Here is a 19,104-nt window from a genome sequence, read left to right on the forward strand (position 1 = left end):
TCATGATTCCGATCCTCCTGGCACGGTGGTCGTCTTCCGGTCGGGGGCGAGATCGGTGCCCAGGTAAGCGCCGTCGGTTTCGAGCCGGCGCTGCAACGTGGTGATGTCGATGCCGTCGACGGCGACGCCCGCGGAGAGGGCGAGATCGGCGGCGGTTCCCGCCGCCTGCCCCATCACGAAGCAGGGGCCCGAGACGCGCGCGGCGGACTGCCCCCACTGGGTCATCGACGCGCAGCGTCCGACGACGTAGAGGTTGCGGACGCGCCGCGGGACGATCATGCGGAAGGGAAGCTGGGTGAATCCGCGGGTGTCCTCGGCGTACGGGAAGCGGAAGTCGACGTCGCCGGCCACGTGGGCCTCGACCGGCCAGCCGTTGACGCCGATGGCGTCGGAAAAGTCGACACATCCCCGGATGTCGTCCTCGGTGAGCTGGTAGGGGCCGACGATCCTGCGGGTTTCCCGGATGCCGATCTGCGGCGCGAGGTCCACGATGTACGCGTCCTCGAAACCCGGCACCTTCGCCTTGATGAACGCGAAGGTGTCGCGGGCCTGGCGGCGTCCCTGGATCTCCCCGTGGGTGAGCTGGCGCACGTCGGTGCCGTCGACCGGGCTGCCGTCGTCGTTGCTGAGCTGGGTGAGGTTCGATCGCCACTCGAGCGGGTTGCGCTGCGGCCGGACGAGCGGCTTCTTGCGCGGGAAGCGATGGGTGCCCGCCTCCTCGGCCTCGGTCATCAGCCGGCCGACGGTGCGCCACGCGGCGCCCGCCCGGACCGGGTCCACGCCGTTGATGCGGAACATGAGGGACGGATAGAGCAGCTTGGGCGATTTCTCGACGGGGGCGCCCGACCAGTAGGCGAGGTCGGCGTCGCCGGAGCCGTCGATGAACACGCGCCCCCGCACCGCGCCGCGGCCCGACTTCGACTCGATGATCACGGCATCGATCTCGTTGTCACCGCGCATCGAGACGCCGACGGCCATCGCGTGGAAGAGCAGTTCGCCGCCGCCCGAGAGCACGAGCTCGTCGGCGGCGATCTTGTACGCCGAGATGTCGAACGCGACCGCCTGGATGCGGTCCTCGATGGTGAGGTGCGGCGCGTTGAGGCCGTCGAGCGCCCTGATGCGATCGAGCAGCTCGTCCGCGAAGCCGTGCACGACCTGCCGATCCTCGCCGTGCACCCGCGCGTGCAGGCCGCAGAACGTGCTCAGCCCGCCCATCGTTCCGGCGCCTCCGAGGAAGCCGTACCGCTCGATGAGCAGCGTCGACCGGCCGGCGCGCGAGGCGGCCGTCGCGGCCATGAGACCCGCCGGCCCGCCGCCGACGACCACGACGTCGTACTCGCCGATCACCGGAACCTCGGTCGCGGGCTGTGGAATCGTGCTCGATGTCACTGGGCTCCTCTGGAATCGATCGCGAAGGACAGGAGGGCGGCGAGGTCACCGGCGCGGTCGGCGGGCAGCAGGTGCGCGCCCGGCACCGTCCGCATCGCCGCGCCGGGGATCGCCGCGGCGAGTTCCACCGCGTGCTCGCGGCCGACCGCCACGTCCGACTCGCCGGCGACGACCTCGGTCTCCGCCTTCACGCGAGCGGCGTCGTCGGAGATGTCGAGGCGGGCGATCGCGCGGCACGCCTGGGCGTACCCGAGCGGCGGGATCCCGCGGAACGCCGTGGTCACGGCGGCGACGACGTCCGGGTCGGATCCGGGCTCGAACCACCGGTCGGCGAGCGTCGAGGCGAAGGGCTCAAGCCCGGTGCGCTCGGCGACCTCGGCGCGGCCGTACCAGAACTCCGCCGACGGCTGCCGGATCGGCGCGTTGACCACGACGAGGCGGCGGACGAGGTCGGGCCGGCGCGCCGCGACGGCGACCCCGAGCGCGCCGCCGAGGGACACGCCGCAGTAAACGGTGTCGCGCAGGGACAGCCGGTCCAGCAGCGCGATCGCGGCGGTGACGATGTCGTCGAAGGTGAAATCGGACGCCTCGGCGCGGACGTGCCCCGGCAGGTCGAAGGTGAGCGCGCGGACGGCGTCGCCGAGCTCGGCGAGCAGCGGCGACCACATCGCCTGCGTCGTACCGAGCGAGTTGCCCAGGACGAGCACCGGCGCGCGTTCGCCGCCATGGCACGCGTACGGAAGCTCGCCGATCACGCCGTTTCCTGCCGATCGGCGGCCACGCCTGCCGGGTCGGCCGGGCGGCGCTCGGTGGCCGCGCCACGGGCGCACAGCACCGCGCCGCACGAGAGCGGCCCCACCGTGGCCCGGTACCGATCGAGCAGGCCGGTGGTGTCCACCTGATCCCGCGGCACGAACGGCGGACGCGCGGCGAGCACGTCGGCGTCCACGAGCAGGTCGATGCGACCCGACCGCAGGTCGATGTCGATGAGGTCGCCGTCCCGCACCAGGCCGAGCGCACCGCCCACGGCCGCCTCGGGCGACACCTCGCCCACCACGATGCCCTGGTTGACCAGGCCGCTCAGTTGGCCGTCGGTGACCACGGCCACGCTCTGGCCGAGGCCGCGACCCTCCAGGGCGAAGATGAATGCCGAGATCATGCCCATGCCCGGACCGCCCAGCAGCCCGATGCCGCGGATGATCGCCACGTCGCCGGCCCGCACCCGGCCCGCCGCGATCGCCTCGACTCCTTCCTCCCGGGAGTGGAAGACCCGGGCGGGCCCGGTGAACCGGTACGGGCCGGGGTCGGGGATGGGCCGTTTGGCGACCGCTCCCTCCTCGGCGAGCGATCCGCGTACGACGACGATCGACGGGTCGGTCGAATACGGGTCCGCGATGCTGCGGATGACCGTGCCGTCCGCCGGGCGTGCCGACGCCGCGTTCTCCGCGACCGTCGTACCCGTCACGGTCAGCTGCGTGCCGTCGAGCAGCGGGAGCAGTTCGCGGAGCACGGTCGCGCCGCCGCCGGCGTCCTCGAACTCCTCGATGAGCGACGGGCCGTTCGGGCGCACCGCCGCGAGCAGCGGCGTCTCGCGGCCCAGCACCCGGTAGGTCTCCCACACGTCGAGATCGACGCCGGCCTCGATCGCGACCGCCTGCAGGTGCTTGATCGTGTTAATCGACCCGCCGACCGCGAGCATCACGCGGATGGCGTTCGTGATGGACGCCTCGGTGAGGATGTCCCGCGGCCGGATGCCGCGCTCGACGAGTCCGGCGAGCGCCCGCGCCGAGGCCCGCACGTTCGCCCACATGCGCTCGCTGTTGGCGCGCACGGGCGCCGACCCGGTGGCCGCCATGCCGAGGGCCTCGGCGACGACGTGCATGGAGTTCGCGGTCGCGAGCCCGGAGCACACGCCGGGCCCGCGGATCGCCTGGTCGGCCATCCGGATGACCTCGTCGTCGAGCCGCCCGTCGAGCACCTGCTGCGACGACAGGAGAAAGACCTCCTCGACGTCGGCGTCGCCGGCGGCGGCGAGCCCGCTGTGCTGATAGCCGCACGGCACGATGACGGTCGGGATGTTCAGCCGGCCCGCGGCCATGAGGTGGGCCGGGGTGGTCTTGTCGCACGAGCTCAGGCAGATCATCGCGTCGAGCTGCGCGCCCTCCACCATGACCTCGATGTCGTCGACGATGAGGTCCCGGGTCGGTAGGATGTACCGTCCGCCACGCCCAGCGCTCGTGATGAAGTCCGACGGGGCGGCGGTTCGCACCTCGAACGGCAGCATCCCGAGCGCGCGCAGTTCCCGCTTGAGTACGACGACGATGTCGTCGAGGTGAGCGAAGCAGGCGGCGAGATCGTTGGACGTGTTGACGATCGCGACCTTGGGCAGGTCCAGCTCATCGGGCGTGATGCCGAGCGGACGCCACTGCGCTCGACGCGTGATCGACCGGGCCGAGTTCTTCGGGAAGTTGCTGCGGAGTTCCAACGGCTGCCTCCGAGGGGGACGGGGATTCGGATGACGCGGGCGCGGTGGTCGGGGTCCCGGCCCGCCGTGACGGTCAGGCTCGCGCCGCCGGGTTCTGCTGCTTGGCGAGCTGCACGAGCTGGTAGATGTTCGTGCGCAGCCGGGTGAACTCGGGGAGGGAGCGGGTCGTGACCTGGTCGCGCTCGCCCGGCAGGTCGATCGCGACGTCGTCGAGCACGACCGTCGGGGAGTTCGAGAGCACGATGACGCGCTGGCCGAGGTACACCGACTCGTCGATGTCGTGCGTGACGAACACGATGGTGACGTTGAGGCGCTTCCACAGCCGCAGGATGAGATCTTCCAGCTCGGCCCGCGTCTGCGCGTCCACCGCGGCGAACGGCTCGTCCATGAGCAGCACCTGCGGCTCGTACGCGACCGCCCGCGCGATCGCGACCCGCTGCTGCATGCCTCCGGACAGCTGCCACGGATGCGACCGGCCGACGCGCGCGAGCCCGACGGCCTCCAGCGCCTCATCGACGAGCCGGGCCCGCTCCGACCGGCCGACGCCCTTCTCCCGCAGCGGCAGCTCGACGTTCTGGCGTACGGTCATCCACGGGAAAAGGCTGCGGCCGTACTCCTGAAACACGACCGCCATGCCCTCGGGCGGGCCGGTGACCTTCTCGTTCGCCAGCCGGATCTCGCCCTTGGTGACCTCAAGCAGCCCCGCGACGCAGCGCAGCAGCGTCGTCTTGCCCGCACCGGAGGGGCCGACGACGCACACGAGCTCACCCGCCGCGACGCTGAAGTCGAGATCGTGGACGGCCTCGACCGACCTGTCCTTGCCCTCGTAGATCTTCTGCACGTGCCGGATGTCGAGCATGACCTCGGGATCGGTACTCGCGACGGCCGTGCGGGGAAGCCTGGTCGCATCTGGTATCACGATCACTCTCCTCGCTCGGAGTGGCGCATGCCCGTGTACCACGAGAGCGCGCGGGATTCGAAGAAGCGGAAAATCAGTGAGAGGGCGACGCCGATGAGCCCGAGCAGGATGATGCCCGACCACATCTGTGGGATCTGGAAGCTGCGCTGGAACTGGACGATGACGAACCCGAGTCCGTTCGTCGTGGCGAAGAGCTCGCTGATGACCATGAGGATGATCGCGACGGACAGCGCCTGGCGGGCGCCCGCGGCGATCTGCGGGCTCGCGGCGGGCAGCGTCAGCCGCAACAGCCGCGAGGCGGCTCGGAACCGGAAGCAGGCGGCGGTGTCGCGCTGCACCTCGTCCACGCTGCGCACGCCCTCGGTGGTGTTGAGCAGGATCGGCCAGACGCAGCCGATGATGATCACGGTCACGTTCATGGTCTCGCCGATGCCGAAGAAGAGGATGAAGATCGGCACCAGCACGGGCGGCGGGATCGCGCGGATGAACTCCAGTGACGGCTCGATCGACTCGCGCAACGGGCGCCACGAGCCGACGGCGACGCCGAGCCCGACGCCGACGACGAGCGCGACGAGGTAACCGATCAACAGCCGGGTGAGGCTCGGGAGCACGTCCGCGGCGAACCGCGGACCGAACCAGGTCTCGGCGAACGCGTCCATGACGCGGCCGAGCGGCGGCCAGAAGAAGTTCGTGCTGCCCGCCGAGGTGACCCACCACAAGGCCACGAGGATCACCGGCAGCCCCAGCGCGTAGCCGAGGCGGCGGAGCAGGGTCGTGAGGGTCAACGCGGCAGGTCCTTTCTGATGGAGGGGTGCCACCTGAGGACGCGGGCCTGCCCGGCGCGGGCGGCGACGTTGACGAGCACGCCGAACAGCCCGGCGACGATCACGAGTGCGTACATCGCGGGGATGTTGCCCGAGCTCTGCGCCTGCGTGATCTGCTGCCCGAGTCCCGGCGTCGCCATGACGAGCTCGCCGGTCATCTCCAGCACGAGCGCGACGGTGGCCGCGAGGCGGAACCCGGTGACGACATAGGGAAGCGCCGTCGGCCAGACGACCATGCGGATCTGCGTCAGCGTGCGGAACCGATAGGAGCGCGCGGTCTCGCGGGCGATCGGGTCCACGTCCTGCACGCCGTACAGCACCTGGATGAGCACCTGCCAGAAGCTCGCGTACACGACGATCAGCAGCGTGGCCTGCATGCTCGTGCCGAAGAGCAGCACGGCGAGCGGAATGAGGGCGACCGACGGGATCGGGCGGAGAAACTCGATGGTGGAGGCCGTGGCGTTGCGCAGGAAGCGCGACGAGCCGACCACGATGCCGAGGAGCGTGCCGGCGACCATCGCGATCGCCAGGCCGATCGCCCAGCCCCTGAGGGTGGACCCGACCGCCTCCCAGAAGACGGCCGTGCCCGCCTGCCGTACGAGCGAGGCGATGATCTCGCTGAACGGCGGGAGGAACGTCGGATTGACGAGTCCGGACCTCGGCACGGCCTCGCAGATCGCCACGAGTACCAGCAGGCCGCCGAAACCGCGCCAGGCCTGGGGGCGTAACCGAAGCGCGATGCGTGGGCGCGAGCGGCGCTCGTCCGCGACGATGGCGATCGAGTTCACGCGGGCCTCCTCACCGAGCGACAAAAGCCACCCGGGGTGCCGTCTTTCTCTTCTGGCCCGGATGGTACGCACAGCGTCCCGATGAACGCAATGCGTTGACGGCGGCGTTGAGGCGCATTTATGGTGACCGTCACCGCGTCGACGGCCGGTTCCACCACGTGAGAACGGCCGTCCAAACGGCTGGCACATGGAGGCGGTATGTTGACAACCAGGTTGCGGCGCGGTATCGCGCTCGTCGTTACAGCGCTGATGACGTCCTCATTGGCCGCGTGCGGAGGGTCCGCGGCACCGACCACGGGAAACGACGAGGCCACCGTCGTCGAGGTCGGCATCATCCCCTCGCCCGACGCGGCAGTGCTGTACCTCGGCGAAGCAAAGGGCTTTTTCGCCAAGCGCGGTATCAAACTGCACTTCAACCCAGGCCAGGGCGGCGCCGCCATCGTCCCCCCGGTCGTGAGCGGGCAGTATCAGCTCGGCTTCAGCAACGTCGTCTCGATCATGCAAGGGCGCGAGCAGGGCCTGCCGCTCAAGATCATCTCGCCGTCCGGCACGAGCTGGGCCGACGAGGACAAGGGCATCAACAACCTCCTCACGATGGGCGACAGCGGCATCAAGAGCCCGGGGGACCTCAACGGTAAGCGCGTCGGGGTCAACACGCTCGGCAACCTGCTGGAGGTGCTCGCCCGCACGTCGATCGAGAAGGGCGGCGGCGATCCGTCCACCGTGAAGTTCGTCGAACTGCCACCGCCCGACCTCGTCTCGGCACTCGTCAACGGCGACCTGGACGCGACGATGTGCAACGAGCCCTTCTGCTCGCTCGCGATCAAGCAGGGCGCGGTGCAGATCGCGAACTCGTTCCACGACCTCGCGCCGGGCGTCGAGGCGGCGGCCGCCGCATGGTTCACGACCGACCAGCAGCTCGCGGAGAAGGGCGACCTGTTCCGCCGGCTCCGCGAAGCGATCTCCGAGTCGTCGGTATACGCCACGGAGCACCCGGATGAGACCCGGCAGATGACGCTCAAGGTCGCGCCGACGATCGATCAGGAACTGCTCAAGACGATGCTGCTCAACAACTGGCCGGCCCAGCTCAAGCCCGAGTCCCTGAACTACCTCGCCAAGGCGGCCGTCAAGTACGGCGTACTCAAGCAGGAGCCGGACTACAAGGCGCTCGTCTGGAGCCCGTGACCGTCCCCGCTCTTACGACTCCGTCCTGCCGCCCCCGCGGCAGGACGGAGGCACCCCAAGCATGTCCGCCAGGGGCGGAAGCGACACGACACGGACTGCACAAGAGAAAGCGACTGATGATGACGACGAATGCGGGTGACGAGCCCGTCCGGCGGGATGTGCTCGTGATCGGCGCCGGCTTCGGCGGCCTCTACATGATCTACCGCCTCCGCGAGCTCGGACTCACCTTCGAGGCGGTCGAGATGGCATCGGATGTCGGCGGCACCTGGTACTGGAACCGGTACCCCGGCGCCCGTTGCGATGTCGTGAGCCTGGAGTACTCCTACTCCTTCGACGAGGCGTTGCAGCAGGAGTGGGAGTGGACCGAACGCTACGCCACACAGCCCGAAATCCTGCGCTACGCCAACCACGTCGCCGACCGCTTCGACCTGCGCCGCCACATCCGCTTCAACACCCGCGTCACCAAACTGGAGTGGGACGACGACCGATCACGGTGGCGCGCGCACACCGACTCCGGCCCCGGATACGACGTAAAGTACGTCATCACAGCGGTCGGATGCCTATCGGCACCCAAACCCCCCGAGATCGACGGCGTAGACGACTTCCGCGGCACCACCCTCTTCACCAGCATGTGGCCACACGAGGGCGTCGACTTCACCGGAAAACGCGTCGGCGTCATCGGCACGGGCTCGTCCGGGGTGCAGTCGATCCCGGTCATCGCCCAGCAGGCCGAACACCTGACGGTCTTCCAGCGCACCCCCGTCTTCAGCCTCCCCGCGCGCAACGCCGCACTCGACCCGGACTACGTCGCCGAGTACAAGCGGCACTACGCCGAATACCGGCGCAAGGCACTGGAGGCCCGCACCGGCATCATCATCGAACGCGGGCTCGAGTCCGCGCTCGAGGTCGCGCCGGAGGCACGCCGGGAGCGCTTCGAATCATGCTGGAACCAAGGCCTCTTCGCCTGCCTGTCGGCGTCATACACCGACATCATGACCGACGAGCGCGCGAACACCCTGGTCGCCGACTTCGTGCGCTCAAAGATCGCCGAAATCGTGCACAACCCGTCCGTCGCCGAAGACCTCATGCCACAGGGCTACCCATACGGAGCGAAGCGGGTCTGCCTAGACAGCGGATACTACGACACGTTCAACCGCACGAACGTCGACCTCGTCAACCTCCGACGCGAGCCCATCGCACGCATCACCGAGACGGGAATCCGCACCAGCGAGCGCGACATCCCCCTCGACGCGATCGTGTTCGCAACCGGCTTCGACGCGATCACCGGCCCGCTGCTGCGGTTGAACATCCGCGGTCGCGGCGGCCTCGCGCTTGAGGAGAAGTGGGCGGCCGGCCCACGCACCTACCTGGGCCTCCAGACCAACGGCTTCCCCAACCTCTTCACGATCACCGGCCCGGGCAGTCCATCCGTCGTCAGCAACATGATCGTGTCAATCGAGCAGCACGTCGACTGGATCGCACGATGCCTACGCGACCTGCGTAATCGCGGCGTCGACACGATCGAGCCGGACGCCGCCGCCGAGGACAAATGGGTCCAACACGTGAACGACGTCGCCGCCGGAACGCTCTACCCACGCGCGAACTCGTGGTTCATGGGCGCGAACGTGCCAGGCAAGCCCCGGGTCTTCATGCCGTACCTCGGCGGGGTCAACGTCTACCGGGAGACGTGCGAGGAAGTGGCGGCCGACAACTACCGCGGCTTCGTCCTCGGGACACGCTGAGGACCGTCGATGCTCGACGCCGACTCGCCGCGGTGATCGCCCAAGGGCAGCGCATCGGTGACGTTGATGCCGCGCAGTGTCCCCGCACAGAGCGGCCACTGCTGCAGATAGCCACCCGGCTGCTGTCATGGCCGGCGGTGTGTTCCTGGTCGTGGAAGGCCCCAACGGTGTCGGCAAGACCACGACCACCAGCCTGCCGGCCAGACGACTGCGCGCGTACGGCAGGGCCGTCCATGTCACCAGCGAGCCATCACGGTCCCAACTGGGGCGGCTCATCCGCGCGAGCGAGTCCACGCTGTCAGGACGGGACCGCAGCGCGGACAAGACCACCCGTAAAGAAACCTTCATCGGCTCGCTGCTTGCGGTCCTGCGAAATCTTCCTGCCGAGCAGCACGACCATCTGGTGATCGACGGCGACTACAACGTGTCGGCGCCGATCACTGCCCGCTCCACCCGGGGTTCCTGCCTTTTGAGTTCGGCCTGCTGGAGACCCTCCACGCCGAGGGTTTTCTCGACGCCCACCGGCACTGCCAGCCGGACGTTCAGGCCTACAGCTGGATCGGCCGGACCGGCGCGGGCTACCGCTATGACTACTTTCACGTGGGCCGGGCCCTGGCCGACCGCATCCGGGGGTCTGCTTACCTGCACCAAGTGCGAACGGACGGGCTGACCGACCACGCCGCCGTACAGCTGGACCTTGATGTCACGGCTTCCCGCCTGCCTTGCGGCAACCCCGCTGGTCCAGAGACCATCGCCCTGTTCTAGCCAGCGCTGCTGCTACGCGGGGGCCATCGCTGCGCGCACTAAGGAGTCGTAGGTGTCGCTGACACGCTGGAGATCAACCTCGAGCGAGCGCGCGAGGGCGTCGAGCCGATGCTGGGCGATGGTGCCGGATTCCCCGGCCCGGGCTGTGCACTCGAACTCGATGAACACCCCGGCATGCTCGACCTCGTCGACGCAGACATACACCTCACCCAGCGTGCCGGTCCGCCGGGTCTTGACAATGCGCACCGTCGGGCGGAACCCCATCGCGAGGATAGCCTGGCGCATCTGCTGCCGGTCAGCGACCTCCGTCCCGTGCTCCAGGCACGCCATCTCGTTGTCGACCGGTGTTTTGACGGTGAACAGGTGCCGATCCTGCTGGGTGCGCAGACGGGCGAACGCTACTCCGATCTTGCTGCGGCCATAGTCCCAGCCTGCCGGTGCGTAGGCTTGATCGTCTTGCCGTGTGGGTGCCGACAGCGTCACACCGCGCCGGGTCAGCGCGTCCCGTAGGGCCGTCAGGTCGCCTACGCGGTACTTGACCTCGATCTCCTGCGCCTCATCCGTCACACTGGCCTCCCTGGAATCTGCTCTGGCGAGGGAGCTTACCGACATCCCGGGCGGTGATTGGCGTCTTTCCGAGGCCCGCCTCCTCTATCTCGGCGGCGGGTGTTGCGGAGCGCGGAGTTCTGTGTGGCGCGCAACACGCTGCGCCGGGCGCTGATTCTGCTGGAGGACGAACGGCTCATCGCGACCGTCACCTCCAAGGGGCGGATCGTGCTGGGTCGGGACACGCCCGCGATGGATCTGGATCGGGAGCCGGTGTATGTGTCGATCGCGGTGGAGCTGGCGCCGATCCTGGGTGCCGACGCCGAGGTGGTCGAGGCGGCGGCGTGGCTGCAGACATCGGGTACGCGCCCGATCTGGTCGACACCGGGTTCATCCGCTGGACGGTGCGCGGTGCCTGCGGGATGTCGCCGGGGCGGATGAGCGGTTGTGCCGGTTGTGGCGCATCACTCGTGCGCGGTGTTCGAGGCCGAGCAGCGCGGCCTGCTGGAGACGCTCCAGGCCGAGTTCCCTCAGGAGCAGGCAGGGTTGTGCCAGGCGCTGACGTACTGCGACATGACCACCGGCCCGGACGGCACACACCTGCGCGTGGGCGAGCGGCTGGCCGAGATCCATTCCCGCTACGGTCCCGAGCATCTGGTGAGCCGGGCGATCTCCAACGCCACGCCCTGCATCACCTCGGCCGTGGACTCGATCCTTGGGCGGCTATCCGATGTGCGGGCGACCGGTGTCGGCCAGGTAGTGCTCGATGCGCATCCGCATCGACCGGTCCATCGGGTAGGCGCCGACCTGGTCGCGCGGTACCCAGCGGACTTCGCGTGATTCGTCGCTGGGGGTGGGGCGCCCACCGATGGGGCGGGCGGTGAGCACGATGGAGAACTCCTGGCGGGCCTCGCCATCGGAGGTGTAGTAGATCACGTGGCGGGGGTCGGTGTAGATGCCGACCAGGCCGGTGATCTCACATTCGATGCCGGTCTCCTCGCGGGTCTCGCGCACGGCGGCCTGCGGGAGGGATTCGCCCCGGTCGATGGCTCCGCCGGGGACGGCCCAGTTGTCGTTGTCGGAGCGGCGGATCATCAGGATGTCGCCGGCGTCGTTGACGACCACGACGTTGACCGACGGCACGATGCTGTTGGCGGGCGGGGCGTCCGGGTCGTCGTAGTAGTCGATCCTCCGCGCCATGATCGCCAGTTTACTGCCGGTCGAGGGGCTGGGCGGTGGCCCAGACCCGCTAAAGCTGGTGTCGTAGGTGGTCACCATGTCACCCCCGGCGACCTTGCGCAGATGCAGCACCGGAGCCTCCGCGGCCGGGGTGCCGTAGACGTCCCTGGGTGATCCACCGTTCGACGGTTTTTGGGTCGACTTCGGCGGCGGTGGCCGAATCGGCAAGGGCCGCTCCACGTTTGAGCAGCGCGGCGCCGCGCTATTCGTCCTCGCCACCTCGCCGCCCCCAGCGGCAAGCCCAGTGTCGCCGTCCCCGGCCACGGGCACGGGGCGCACCGTCACTAACCGGGCCGATCCCGGCGAAAAACCCGGCGATTTCCCCGGCGAGACGCACCGGCCCTAGCGCCGATTATTCCTCCAGGCCGAATCACCACCAGCACCTCAAGGAGTTCCTATCGCTCTCCGGCACCCCCATCTTCATCGGTTCGACCACATTCGAGATCACCGGTATGACCTGCGCGCACTGCCAGCGCGCGGTCACCGAGCAGATCGCCGCCGTAGTCGACGAGGCCGCCTACACCCTCGCCCCGTGACCCGCCCCCATTCCTGGAGACATGCCGTGCACAATCAACCCGCCACCCCGAGCGCAGCCCCCGTGCCCACCGACGCCGTGGCGCACAACAGCCACCGCCTGAGCGCCAAGAAGTTCGCCCTGCATTTCGCCGAGATGGTCGTGGCGATGGCCGTCGGCATGGTGGTCCTGCACCCGATATGGATGTTCGTCCTCGACGCCCTCGGCGCCGCCGGACTGATGCACAACCCGTACACCGGTGCGCTGATCATGGCGACGAACATGACGGTGGCCATGTCCGCGTGGATGAAGTTCCGCGGCCACCGCTGGCGGCCCATCGTCGAGATGGGCGCGGCCATGTACGCGCCCTTCCTGGTGCTGTTCGTACCGCTGGCGCTCGAACTCATCGACCCCGGCGCCCTAATGCTGTGGGGCCACCTGCTCATGCTCCCGGCGATGGCCGTGGCCATGCTGCTGCGCCCGCACGAGTACGCCCACTGCTGAGGCCCCGACCCCGGCCCAGCGACGTCGAAGACCCCTGCGGCGTCGCATGAACCCGACTACGGCGGGGGAGCCGTCCGTCCCGTCCACCGCTCCACTCCACGAGAGGACACCCCACGATGACTCAGATCACGATCCGCCGGGCCACACCGGATGACGCCGCCGACGTGGCCGCGATGGTCGGCGAGATCGCCGCCCATGAGGACCAGACGGCGCAGGTACACGTCACCGATGAGCAGTGGCGCGCTCTGCTCGGACGCCCCGAGGTGATCGTCCTGCTGGCCGAGCGCGGCGGCCGGGCGATCGGCTACGTCTCCTCCGTCCGCCAGTTGCACCTGTGGACCGGCGGCGATGTGCTCAACCTCGACGACGTCTACGTCCGCCCAGGGCACCGTGACGCCGGCGTCGGCCGTCAGCTCATGGCCGCTCTCGCCGCACTGGCCGCACCCGAGCGACTGCTCATCCGCTGGAGCGTGGAGGTCGACAACGTCGACGCGCAGCGCTTCTACCACCGCCTCGGCGCCACCCTGCGGTCCAAGATCCTCGCCACTTGGCCCCTGAGCGCGTACGCCGACTTGACCACCGGCCACTGACCTGGCCGCGAACTGGTGAAATCGCCGGTCCTTACCCCCGAACAATGAGCCGTAGTCCCTATGCCCCCGCCCGAGCAGGAGACCGCAATGATCACCGCGGGTGGCGCGGGCTTCGTGGGGGGTGGGGTGGGCATAGCACTGCACCGTCCGGGCGGCTGCCGTCAGCGGCAGGGGCTCCCGAGATGCTGGTGACGGGGAGGGGCCGGAGCAGGGCGGAATTGGTTCATGCCCATCGCCGGAGTCGCACTCGCCGGGACCGGGCGCGCCGCGACCGAGCCGGGTGCGGATTTGGCCGTTGCGGCCGGCGCGTATACATCGGCCGCAACGCTGACCAGCAGCAGCCCGAGCAAGGCCGGCCTCCTGTTCGCGCGACGACACCACCGGACGACGGAACTCCGCCAGCCGGGCCGTCACATCCGCATGCACTCAATGCGTCACCACGACGTGTGTGCGGTGACAGTAACTCGTCGAATCACAGATTGAAGCATTTACGTCTTTGGCGGACCGGGGTGTGGGCATGGCCGCCGGCGGTCACGGCGCGACATGCGAAGAGTCTTGACAGGCGCAGATGCACCGTCGCATCCTGTCGAATGTAACTAGTTACATCAACGCCGGTGTGATGGGAGCGGCGATGGCCGCCGAGTTGGCCCGCAACGGCTGCTCCGTCACTGTTGTGGATGCGGGTGCTCCCGCGTCCGGCACATCGGGTGCCACCTTCTCTTGGACCGACTCCAACGGCAAGACACCCCGCAGCTACCACGACCTCAACGTCGAGGGGCTGCGGGCGCATCGGCGGCTCGCACAGGACGTCGCCTCGTGTGACTGGTACCACGAGCACGACAACCTGGAGTGGAAGGCCGATCCGGCGGAGCGGCAAGACCAGCAGCGGAAGATCGATCGCCTGACGGACCGGGGCTATCCGGTGCGGTGGCTGGAGCCGTCGCAGCTCCGCGAGTTGGAGCCCGACCTGGCCACGGACATGATCGACGGCCCGGTCGCGTACTACCCGGAGGAAGGCTGGGGCGACCCCGTGCCGCTTGTGCGGGCGCTTTTGGCGTCCGCACGTTCGGCGGGGGCGGAAGTGAGGACCCATTCGACGGTCGTCGAGATGTCCATGACGGGCGACCGCGTCACCGGCGTCACCACGGCTGACGGTGAAACCGTGCGTACGGACGCGGTCGTCGACTGCGCGGGCCCCCGTGCGGCCGAGGTCGCCGCGCTGGCAGGGGTGGAGCTACCCATGCGCAACTCCGTCGGCCTCCTCGCCTACACCGCCCCCACGGCCGTCACTGTGGGCAGGGTGATCCACTCGCCGGGCGTCAACCTCAGGCCGGACGGCGCCGGACGGCTGCTCCTGCACGACCCGAGCCTGGACGACGCCGTGTCCAGACGCGAGGATGGCTCCTGGGACGTCGAGCCGGGTGTCGCGGAGACGTTGCTGCGCCGGACCGAGGAGTTGTACCCGGGCATCCGTGGAACCAAGATCGAAGCAACCCGGGTCGGGGTGCGGCCGATGCCGATCGACGGTTTGCCGGTGCTCGGGCGATGCGCCACGGTCGACGGCCTTTATTTCGCCATAACCGACAGCGGCGTCACCCTCTGCCTGCGCGTCGCCGAGTTGGTGGGTGCCGCTATACGCGGAGAGCGGGTCGATGAGCTGGAGCCCTTCCGCCATGGGCGTCCCGACTCCTCTTCGCAGGCCGACCGTCCCCAACAGGCCGCCACCGCGACACCCCAGGGGGCATCGTGACCATCACCGTCATCCGATCCGGCACCGTCATCCCCGGTGTCGGCGTCAGTTCGCTGCCCAGCACGGATGTCGTCATCGTCGACGGCGCCGTCCGCGACCTGCTGCCGTCAAACCCGGCGCGACCGTACGACCAGGCGGACCTCGTGATCGACGCGGCCGGCAAGGTCGTGCTGCCCGGGCTGATCAACAACCATACGCACGGGACGGCGTTCGGGCCGCTGTTCCCCAGCGGACACACGCCGCTGTCCGACGACCAGGTCATCCGCAACCTCGACCGGCACCTGCTGGAGGGAACCACCACGGTCCTGTGCGTGGACGGGTTCATGACCGCCGAGCAGATCGCGCGGACGAACCAGGCGCACCCGATGAACGTGAAGTGGGCCTCGTGCAACACGCCATCCTGCCTGCGTGCCGCCCAGATCGCGGACGGCAGCGGGTTGCACCGCGAGAACATCCAGGCCACCGCCGAGACGGCCGTACGGGAGGGCGCGGTGGCGCTGGGTGAGATCGGTGCCGGGCACACCCTCGGTGGCGGCGGTGCGAGCTACATGTACATCCCGGAGAAGGTGCGGGAACGCACCGGGAAGACCATCACGCCCGCGCAGGCGAACGCTCTGAAATACACGGTCCTGGGACGGCACATCGATCGCCGAACCTACGACAGGGATGAGGTGGCCGCCGTACTGACGGAGATCGGGCTGATCGACCTTATGACCCCGGAAGACGCCGCGGACATCGTCCGGTCCGTGGTGCTCCCGCCTTCGAGGCGGCTCTACACGGCCTGGCCGAGGCTGCGGAACACGCGCGGCGCTATGCCGTACCGGTCATCGTGCACAACGCCGCGGCGTCCATGAAACAGGTCGCCGAGATCGCGCATATCGACGTACGGCTGATCGCCGGCCACTCCAACCATTCGAGCTTCACCGTCGAAGAGGCGGTGGAGCACGCCGGCAAACTGCGGAAAGCAGGGGTGGTCGTCGACGTCTCGACGCTGGACGCCCTCGGAGCGCGTCGGCTCCTGCACTCCCCTGAGACAATGTTCGCGATGCTCCGGGAAGGTCTGGTCGACACCATTTCCACCGATTACGCCGGTGGGTACCACGACCCCATTCTTCTGGCGATTTCGAAAGCGGTCGAAGACGGCGCCACCACCTTGCCCGCGGCCGTCGCGATGGCCAGTGCCAATGTCGCCGACATCATCCCCGGCCTCGCACCCAGCCGAGGGCGCATCGACCCCGGTGCCGTGGCGGACATCGTGGTGACCGACGCACAACGGCTCGACAACGTCCGATGGGTCCTCATCGACGGTCGCCCGGCCGTCGCGAACGGCGAACTCGTCCACGCGAATTTATGACAAGCACCAGGAACACCGGTATGGACACGCCGCAAGACACCTCGGCCGCCGGGCCCGCGGGCGCACCCCGCGGGATCGGCGGCGGCCGCCCGACCATCAAGGACGTGGCGGCCGCCGCCGAAGTCTCGACCGCCACGGTCTCCCGCGTGCTGTCCAGGTCATCGAATGTCAGCCCAGAACTGGTGGCGCGGGTGACGAGGGTGATCGACGAGCTGGGATACAGCCCGAACGGGTTGACCCGCGGTGTCTTCCGGGGCAGGTCGAACAGCATCGGCGTGCTCGTCGGAGATCTCCGCAGCCACTTCTACGTCGAACTCGTCCGAGGGGCCGAGGAAGTGGCCACACCGGCCGACAGTTCGGTTCTCCTCGTCGGCACCTCCAGAAATCCCTCCGCCGAGCGTCGCCTGCTCAATCTCATGGACGAACAGCGGGTTCGCGGTCTCATCACCACCACCGGTCCCGACAACGACGACCTCACCCGCCAGATGGCATCCCGAGGGACGCAGTGTGTCCTGCTCACCCGCGCACCGGCCACGGCGCACCCCGGAATGCACAGCGTGCACCTCGATGATCAGGCGGCCGGCGCCCTCTGCGCCCGGCACCTGTACCGGCTGGGCCGCCGCCGAATCGCCGTCGTCACAAGCACACAACGACTGGCCACGCAGCGACTGCGACTGGCCGGCGTCACCGCCGAACGCGATGCCACCGGACCGGCGGCAGGCGCGATCTCGGCGCACGTCTGCGACACGGGGGAACCCGGCGACGTGGCCGCAGCGGTGGCCGAACTGCTGGCCAGGCGGGGAGGAGACGGCCCCCCGGACGCCGTCATCTGCACCAGCGGACGGCTCACCCGCGAAGTCGTCGGATCCCTCCGGGCGTCGGGCGTTCGGATCCCCGACGACATCGCGCTCGTCTCCTTCGACGACTTCCCCTGGGCATCGCTCATCGATCCCCCGCTCACCGTCGTTGACCAACAGCCCTACCGGATGGGCGTACTCGCCACCCAACTGATCCTGGCCGAGGACCGCGACGAACCCGAGGAAGTCGTCATACAGCCCACACTCATCGTCCGGCGCTCCTGCGGCGCGTCCGCACCCACAGCCTCTCCCGACATCCCCTACAACGGAACCTGAGAGCCTCCCGATGGACGATCGTCACGTTTGTGCGCGCCTGGCCGAGCGGCTGGTCGCGTTGTCCCTCCACCAGGCGCGGCTGGCGACGTAACGCCGCGTCCGCGAACTGCTGCTCGACAGCATCGCCTGTGGGCTCGACGCCTCTGGCATCGGCTGGGGCCACTCGCTGGTACGCGGTGCCATCGCGCTGGACGGCCCCGGCACCCATGCCACCATCTTCGGCTCGGCCACCCGCGTGAGCACCCTCACCGCAGAGTCCACAAACGCCCGGGACTCCTGCCGATCTTCCGGCACCGACGTTCTGACCGCGGTGCTGGTCGGCTACAAGGCCGGGTGCCTCGGCGCCGCTGGTCGGCCCAGCGCACGGCACTGCACCTCGCTGCACATGATCGCCGGGCGGCTATAGAGAAACCCCAGGTGAGGGCTGTTTGGCCTGATCAAAGAGTGCCCCCGGCGGGGTTCTGTACAGGTGGGCAACACCATGACCTGCGGGTTTCCCGCCATATTCTGGTGATCACAGATCGGTTTCGCATTAGAGACGGCCGTTGGTCCGTGTGCTATTGCTCATCCGTTGTGGCCGTGGTCGTCTTTCGGCTGCCTCAAGCGCCGGTATGAGTGGTGCGAGTGCTGTCCGGAGCAGTTCGGGCAGCGACCTGACGGTGCGACGAGTCCGCTGGTCGCGGGAGATACGGCGGCGGGCCGTAGCCATCGTTGGAGTGCGACGCGTACCGCGGCGGCCACGCTCGCCGAGAGCACTCGGGCGGTGTGCTGATCGGTATCGCCGAGGCGCTCGGCGATCACGGCGGTAAGGGGATCCTCGAATTGTGCGGCGGTGTCGAGGAATGTGTCGCGAAGCGACGGACGTGTGGTGATGAGGAGCAGCACGCCGCGATCGTGGCCGCCCAGGTCAGTGTACTGCTCCACGATCATCGCCTGCCACGACCTCCCGCCAGCCGAGTTCGAGGCCCGCTACCGAACTGAGATCGACCCGGCTATCCTCACCACAGCCAGTTGACCCGGCCTCCATCAAACGCGATGCGGTTCACCGGCGGCACCCCGACGCCGTCGGCGTGCTGACCGGCTTTTTGCTCGTCGGCACCGGCGACGTGCCCGCCGAGAGCTCCGGACCGGCCTCGGGGCTGATGACCGGCCACGAGATCGGCACCGCCGGGCTCACCGCGATCGCCGACACCTCGCCACGCAGACCGGGCTGATCGACGGCTACGGCCGGGCCTTCGCCGCCCGCCGACGTCCTTGCCGCCCTGTTCGTCCTCGCCGGGCTTGCCGCCGGCGGCGGCAAGCCCGGCGTCACCGGCCACGGGCACGGGGCGCACCGTCACCGACCGGGCCGATCCCGGCGAAAAACCCGGCGATTTC

Annotated in this window: 21 protein-coding genes; 12 read left to right on the top strand and 9 right to left on the bottom strand. The window is 69.0% G+C overall.

Features of this window, described 5'->3' with window-relative positions:
• The 6 genes from AB0K60_RS30405 to AB0K60_RS30430 form a co-directional block, all read right to left on the bottom strand.
• Entirely contained in the window at positions 1-1,389 is a 1,389-nt protein-coding gene (locus tag AB0K60_RS30405; protein WP_364062777.1) for an FAD-dependent oxidoreductase, read from the bottom strand.
• Complete coding sequence (locus AB0K60_RS30410) at positions 1,386-2,144, bottom strand: alpha/beta fold hydrolase (RefSeq protein WP_364062780.1); 759 nt, start codon at positions 2,142-2,144, stop codon at positions 1,386-1,388. Before AB0K60_RS30410 ends, AB0K60_RS30405 begins: the two co-directional genes overlap by 4 nt.
• Complete coding sequence (gene ilvD, locus AB0K60_RS30415) at positions 2,141-3,874, bottom strand: dihydroxy-acid dehydratase (RefSeq protein ID WP_364062783.1); 1,734 nt, start codon at positions 3,872-3,874, stop codon at positions 2,141-2,143. The genes AB0K60_RS30410 and ilvD overlap by 4 nt, the downstream gene beginning before the upstream one ends.
• A gap of 73 nt (positions 3,875-3,947) precedes the next feature.
• On the bottom strand, positions 3,948-4,733 hold the full coding sequence (locus AB0K60_RS30420; protein WP_364062974.1) for an ABC transporter ATP-binding protein: 786 nt from the start codon (positions 4,731-4,733) through the stop codon (positions 3,948-3,950).
• Between the two features lie 62 nt (positions 4,734-4,795).
• On the bottom strand, positions 4,796-5,578 hold the full coding sequence (locus AB0K60_RS30425; RefSeq protein WP_364062786.1) for an ABC transporter permease: 783 nt from the start codon (positions 5,576-5,578) through the stop codon (positions 4,796-4,798).
• Entirely contained in the window at positions 5,575-6,405 is an 831-nt protein-coding gene (locus AB0K60_RS30430) for an ABC transporter permease (protein WP_364062789.1), read from the bottom strand. Before AB0K60_RS30430 ends, AB0K60_RS30425 begins: the two co-directional genes overlap by 4 nt.
• 249 nt (positions 6,406-6,654) lie before the next feature.
• Between AB0K60_RS30430 and AB0K60_RS30435 the strand changes: the two genes are divergently transcribed.
• The 3 genes from AB0K60_RS30435 (at position 6,655) to AB0K60_RS30445 (ending at position 10,002) form a co-directional block, all read left to right on the top strand.
• Positions 6,655-7,590, top strand: a complete 936-nt coding sequence (locus tag AB0K60_RS30435; protein WP_364062792.1) for an ABC transporter substrate-binding protein — start codon at positions 6,655-6,657, stop codon at positions 7,588-7,590.
• Positions 7,591-7,706: 116 nt separating this feature from the next.
• A complete protein-coding gene (locus AB0K60_RS30440) occupies positions 7,707-9,332 on the top strand; it encodes an NAD(P)/FAD-dependent oxidoreductase (protein ID WP_364062795.1) in 1,626 nt (541 codons plus the stop codon).
• A 127-nt stretch (positions 9,333-9,459) separates the two neighbouring features.
• Positions 9,460-10,002 carry a hypothetical protein gene (locus AB0K60_RS30445; protein ID WP_364062798.1) on the top strand — a complete coding sequence of 181 codons (543 nt, stop codon included), beginning with the start codon at positions 9,460-9,462 and terminating at the stop codon, positions 10,000-10,002.
• Positions 10,003-10,109: 107 nt separating this feature from the next.
• On the opposite strand, the gene AB0K60_RS30450 is transcribed toward AB0K60_RS30445, so the two are convergent.
• On the bottom strand, positions 10,110-10,664 hold the full coding sequence (locus AB0K60_RS30450) for a class IV adenylate cyclase (RefSeq protein WP_364062801.1): 555 nt from the start codon (positions 10,662-10,664) through the stop codon (positions 10,110-10,112).
• 123 nt (positions 10,665-10,787) lie between these two features.
• Between AB0K60_RS30450 and AB0K60_RS30455 the strand changes: the two genes are divergently transcribed.
• Positions 10,788-11,084 (top strand): hypothetical protein, encoded by a 297-nt coding sequence (locus tag AB0K60_RS30455; protein WP_364062804.1) that lies wholly within the window; start codon positions 10,788-10,790, stop codon positions 11,082-11,084.
• Between the two features lie 282 nt (positions 11,085-11,366).
• Here AB0K60_RS30455 and AB0K60_RS30460 read toward each other — a convergent pair whose 3' ends face one another.
• On the bottom strand, positions 11,367-11,843 hold the full coding sequence (locus AB0K60_RS30460) for an NUDIX domain-containing protein (RefSeq protein ID WP_364062807.1): 477 nt from the start codon (positions 11,841-11,843) through the stop codon (positions 11,367-11,369).
• A 601-nt stretch (positions 11,844-12,444) separates the two neighbouring features.
• Here AB0K60_RS30460 and AB0K60_RS30465 point away from each other — a divergent pair.
• From AB0K60_RS30465 to AB0K60_RS30495, 7 genes are all read left to right on the top strand, one after another.
• The gene (locus AB0K60_RS30465; RefSeq protein WP_364062810.1) at positions 12,445-12,900 is read left to right on the top strand and encodes a hypothetical protein; all 456 of its coding nucleotides are present in this window, start codon (positions 12,445-12,447) and stop codon (positions 12,898-12,900) included.
• Between the two features lie 116 nt (positions 12,901-13,016).
• Positions 13,017-13,490 (top strand): GNAT family N-acetyltransferase, encoded by a 474-nt coding sequence (locus tag AB0K60_RS30470; RefSeq protein WP_364062813.1) that lies wholly within the window; start codon positions 13,017-13,019, stop codon positions 13,488-13,490.
• A gap of 568 nt (positions 13,491-14,058) precedes the next feature.
• Positions 14,059-15,240 carry an FAD-dependent oxidoreductase gene (locus AB0K60_RS30475; RefSeq protein WP_364062816.1) on the top strand — a complete coding sequence of 394 codons (1,182 nt, stop codon included), beginning with the start codon at positions 14,059-14,061 and terminating at the stop codon, positions 15,238-15,240.
• The gene (locus AB0K60_RS30480) at positions 15,237-16,094 is read left to right on the top strand and encodes an amidohydrolase family protein (protein ID WP_364062819.1); all 858 of its coding nucleotides are present in this window, start codon (positions 15,237-15,239) and stop codon (positions 16,092-16,094) included. The genes AB0K60_RS30475 and AB0K60_RS30480 overlap by 4 nt, the downstream gene beginning before the upstream one ends.
• Entirely contained in the window at positions 16,070-16,594 is a 525-nt protein-coding gene (locus AB0K60_RS30485) for an amidohydrolase family protein (RefSeq protein ID WP_364062822.1), read from the top strand. Before AB0K60_RS30480 ends, AB0K60_RS30485 begins: the two co-directional genes overlap by 25 nt.
• A gap of 20 nt (positions 16,595-16,614) precedes the next feature.
• Entirely contained in the window at positions 16,615-17,727 is a 1,113-nt protein-coding gene (locus AB0K60_RS30490) for a LacI family DNA-binding transcriptional regulator (RefSeq protein WP_364062825.1), read from the top strand.
• A 235-nt stretch (positions 17,728-17,962) separates the two neighbouring features.
• Entirely contained in the window at positions 17,963-18,133 is a 171-nt protein-coding gene (locus AB0K60_RS30495; RefSeq protein WP_364062828.1) for a hypothetical protein, read from the top strand.
• A gap of 158 nt (positions 18,134-18,291) precedes the next feature.
• Here the strand turns inward: AB0K60_RS30495 and AB0K60_RS30500 are convergent, their stop codons facing one another.
• Entirely contained in the window at positions 18,292-18,657 is a 366-nt protein-coding gene (locus AB0K60_RS30500; protein WP_364062831.1) for a hypothetical protein, read from the bottom strand.
• A gap of 140 nt (positions 18,658-18,797) precedes the next feature.
• Between AB0K60_RS30500 and AB0K60_RS30505 the strand changes: the two genes are divergently transcribed.
• Complete coding sequence (locus tag AB0K60_RS30505) at positions 18,798-18,941, top strand: hypothetical protein (protein ID WP_364062834.1); 144 nt, start codon at positions 18,798-18,800, stop codon at positions 18,939-18,941.
• The last annotated feature ends 163 nt before the right edge of the window (positions 18,942-19,104 follow it).

This window comes from Thermopolyspora sp. NPDC052614 (assembly GCF_040678635.1).
Taxonomy (GTDB): Bacteria; Actinomycetota; Actinomycetes; order Streptosporangiales; family Streptosporangiaceae; genus Thermopolyspora.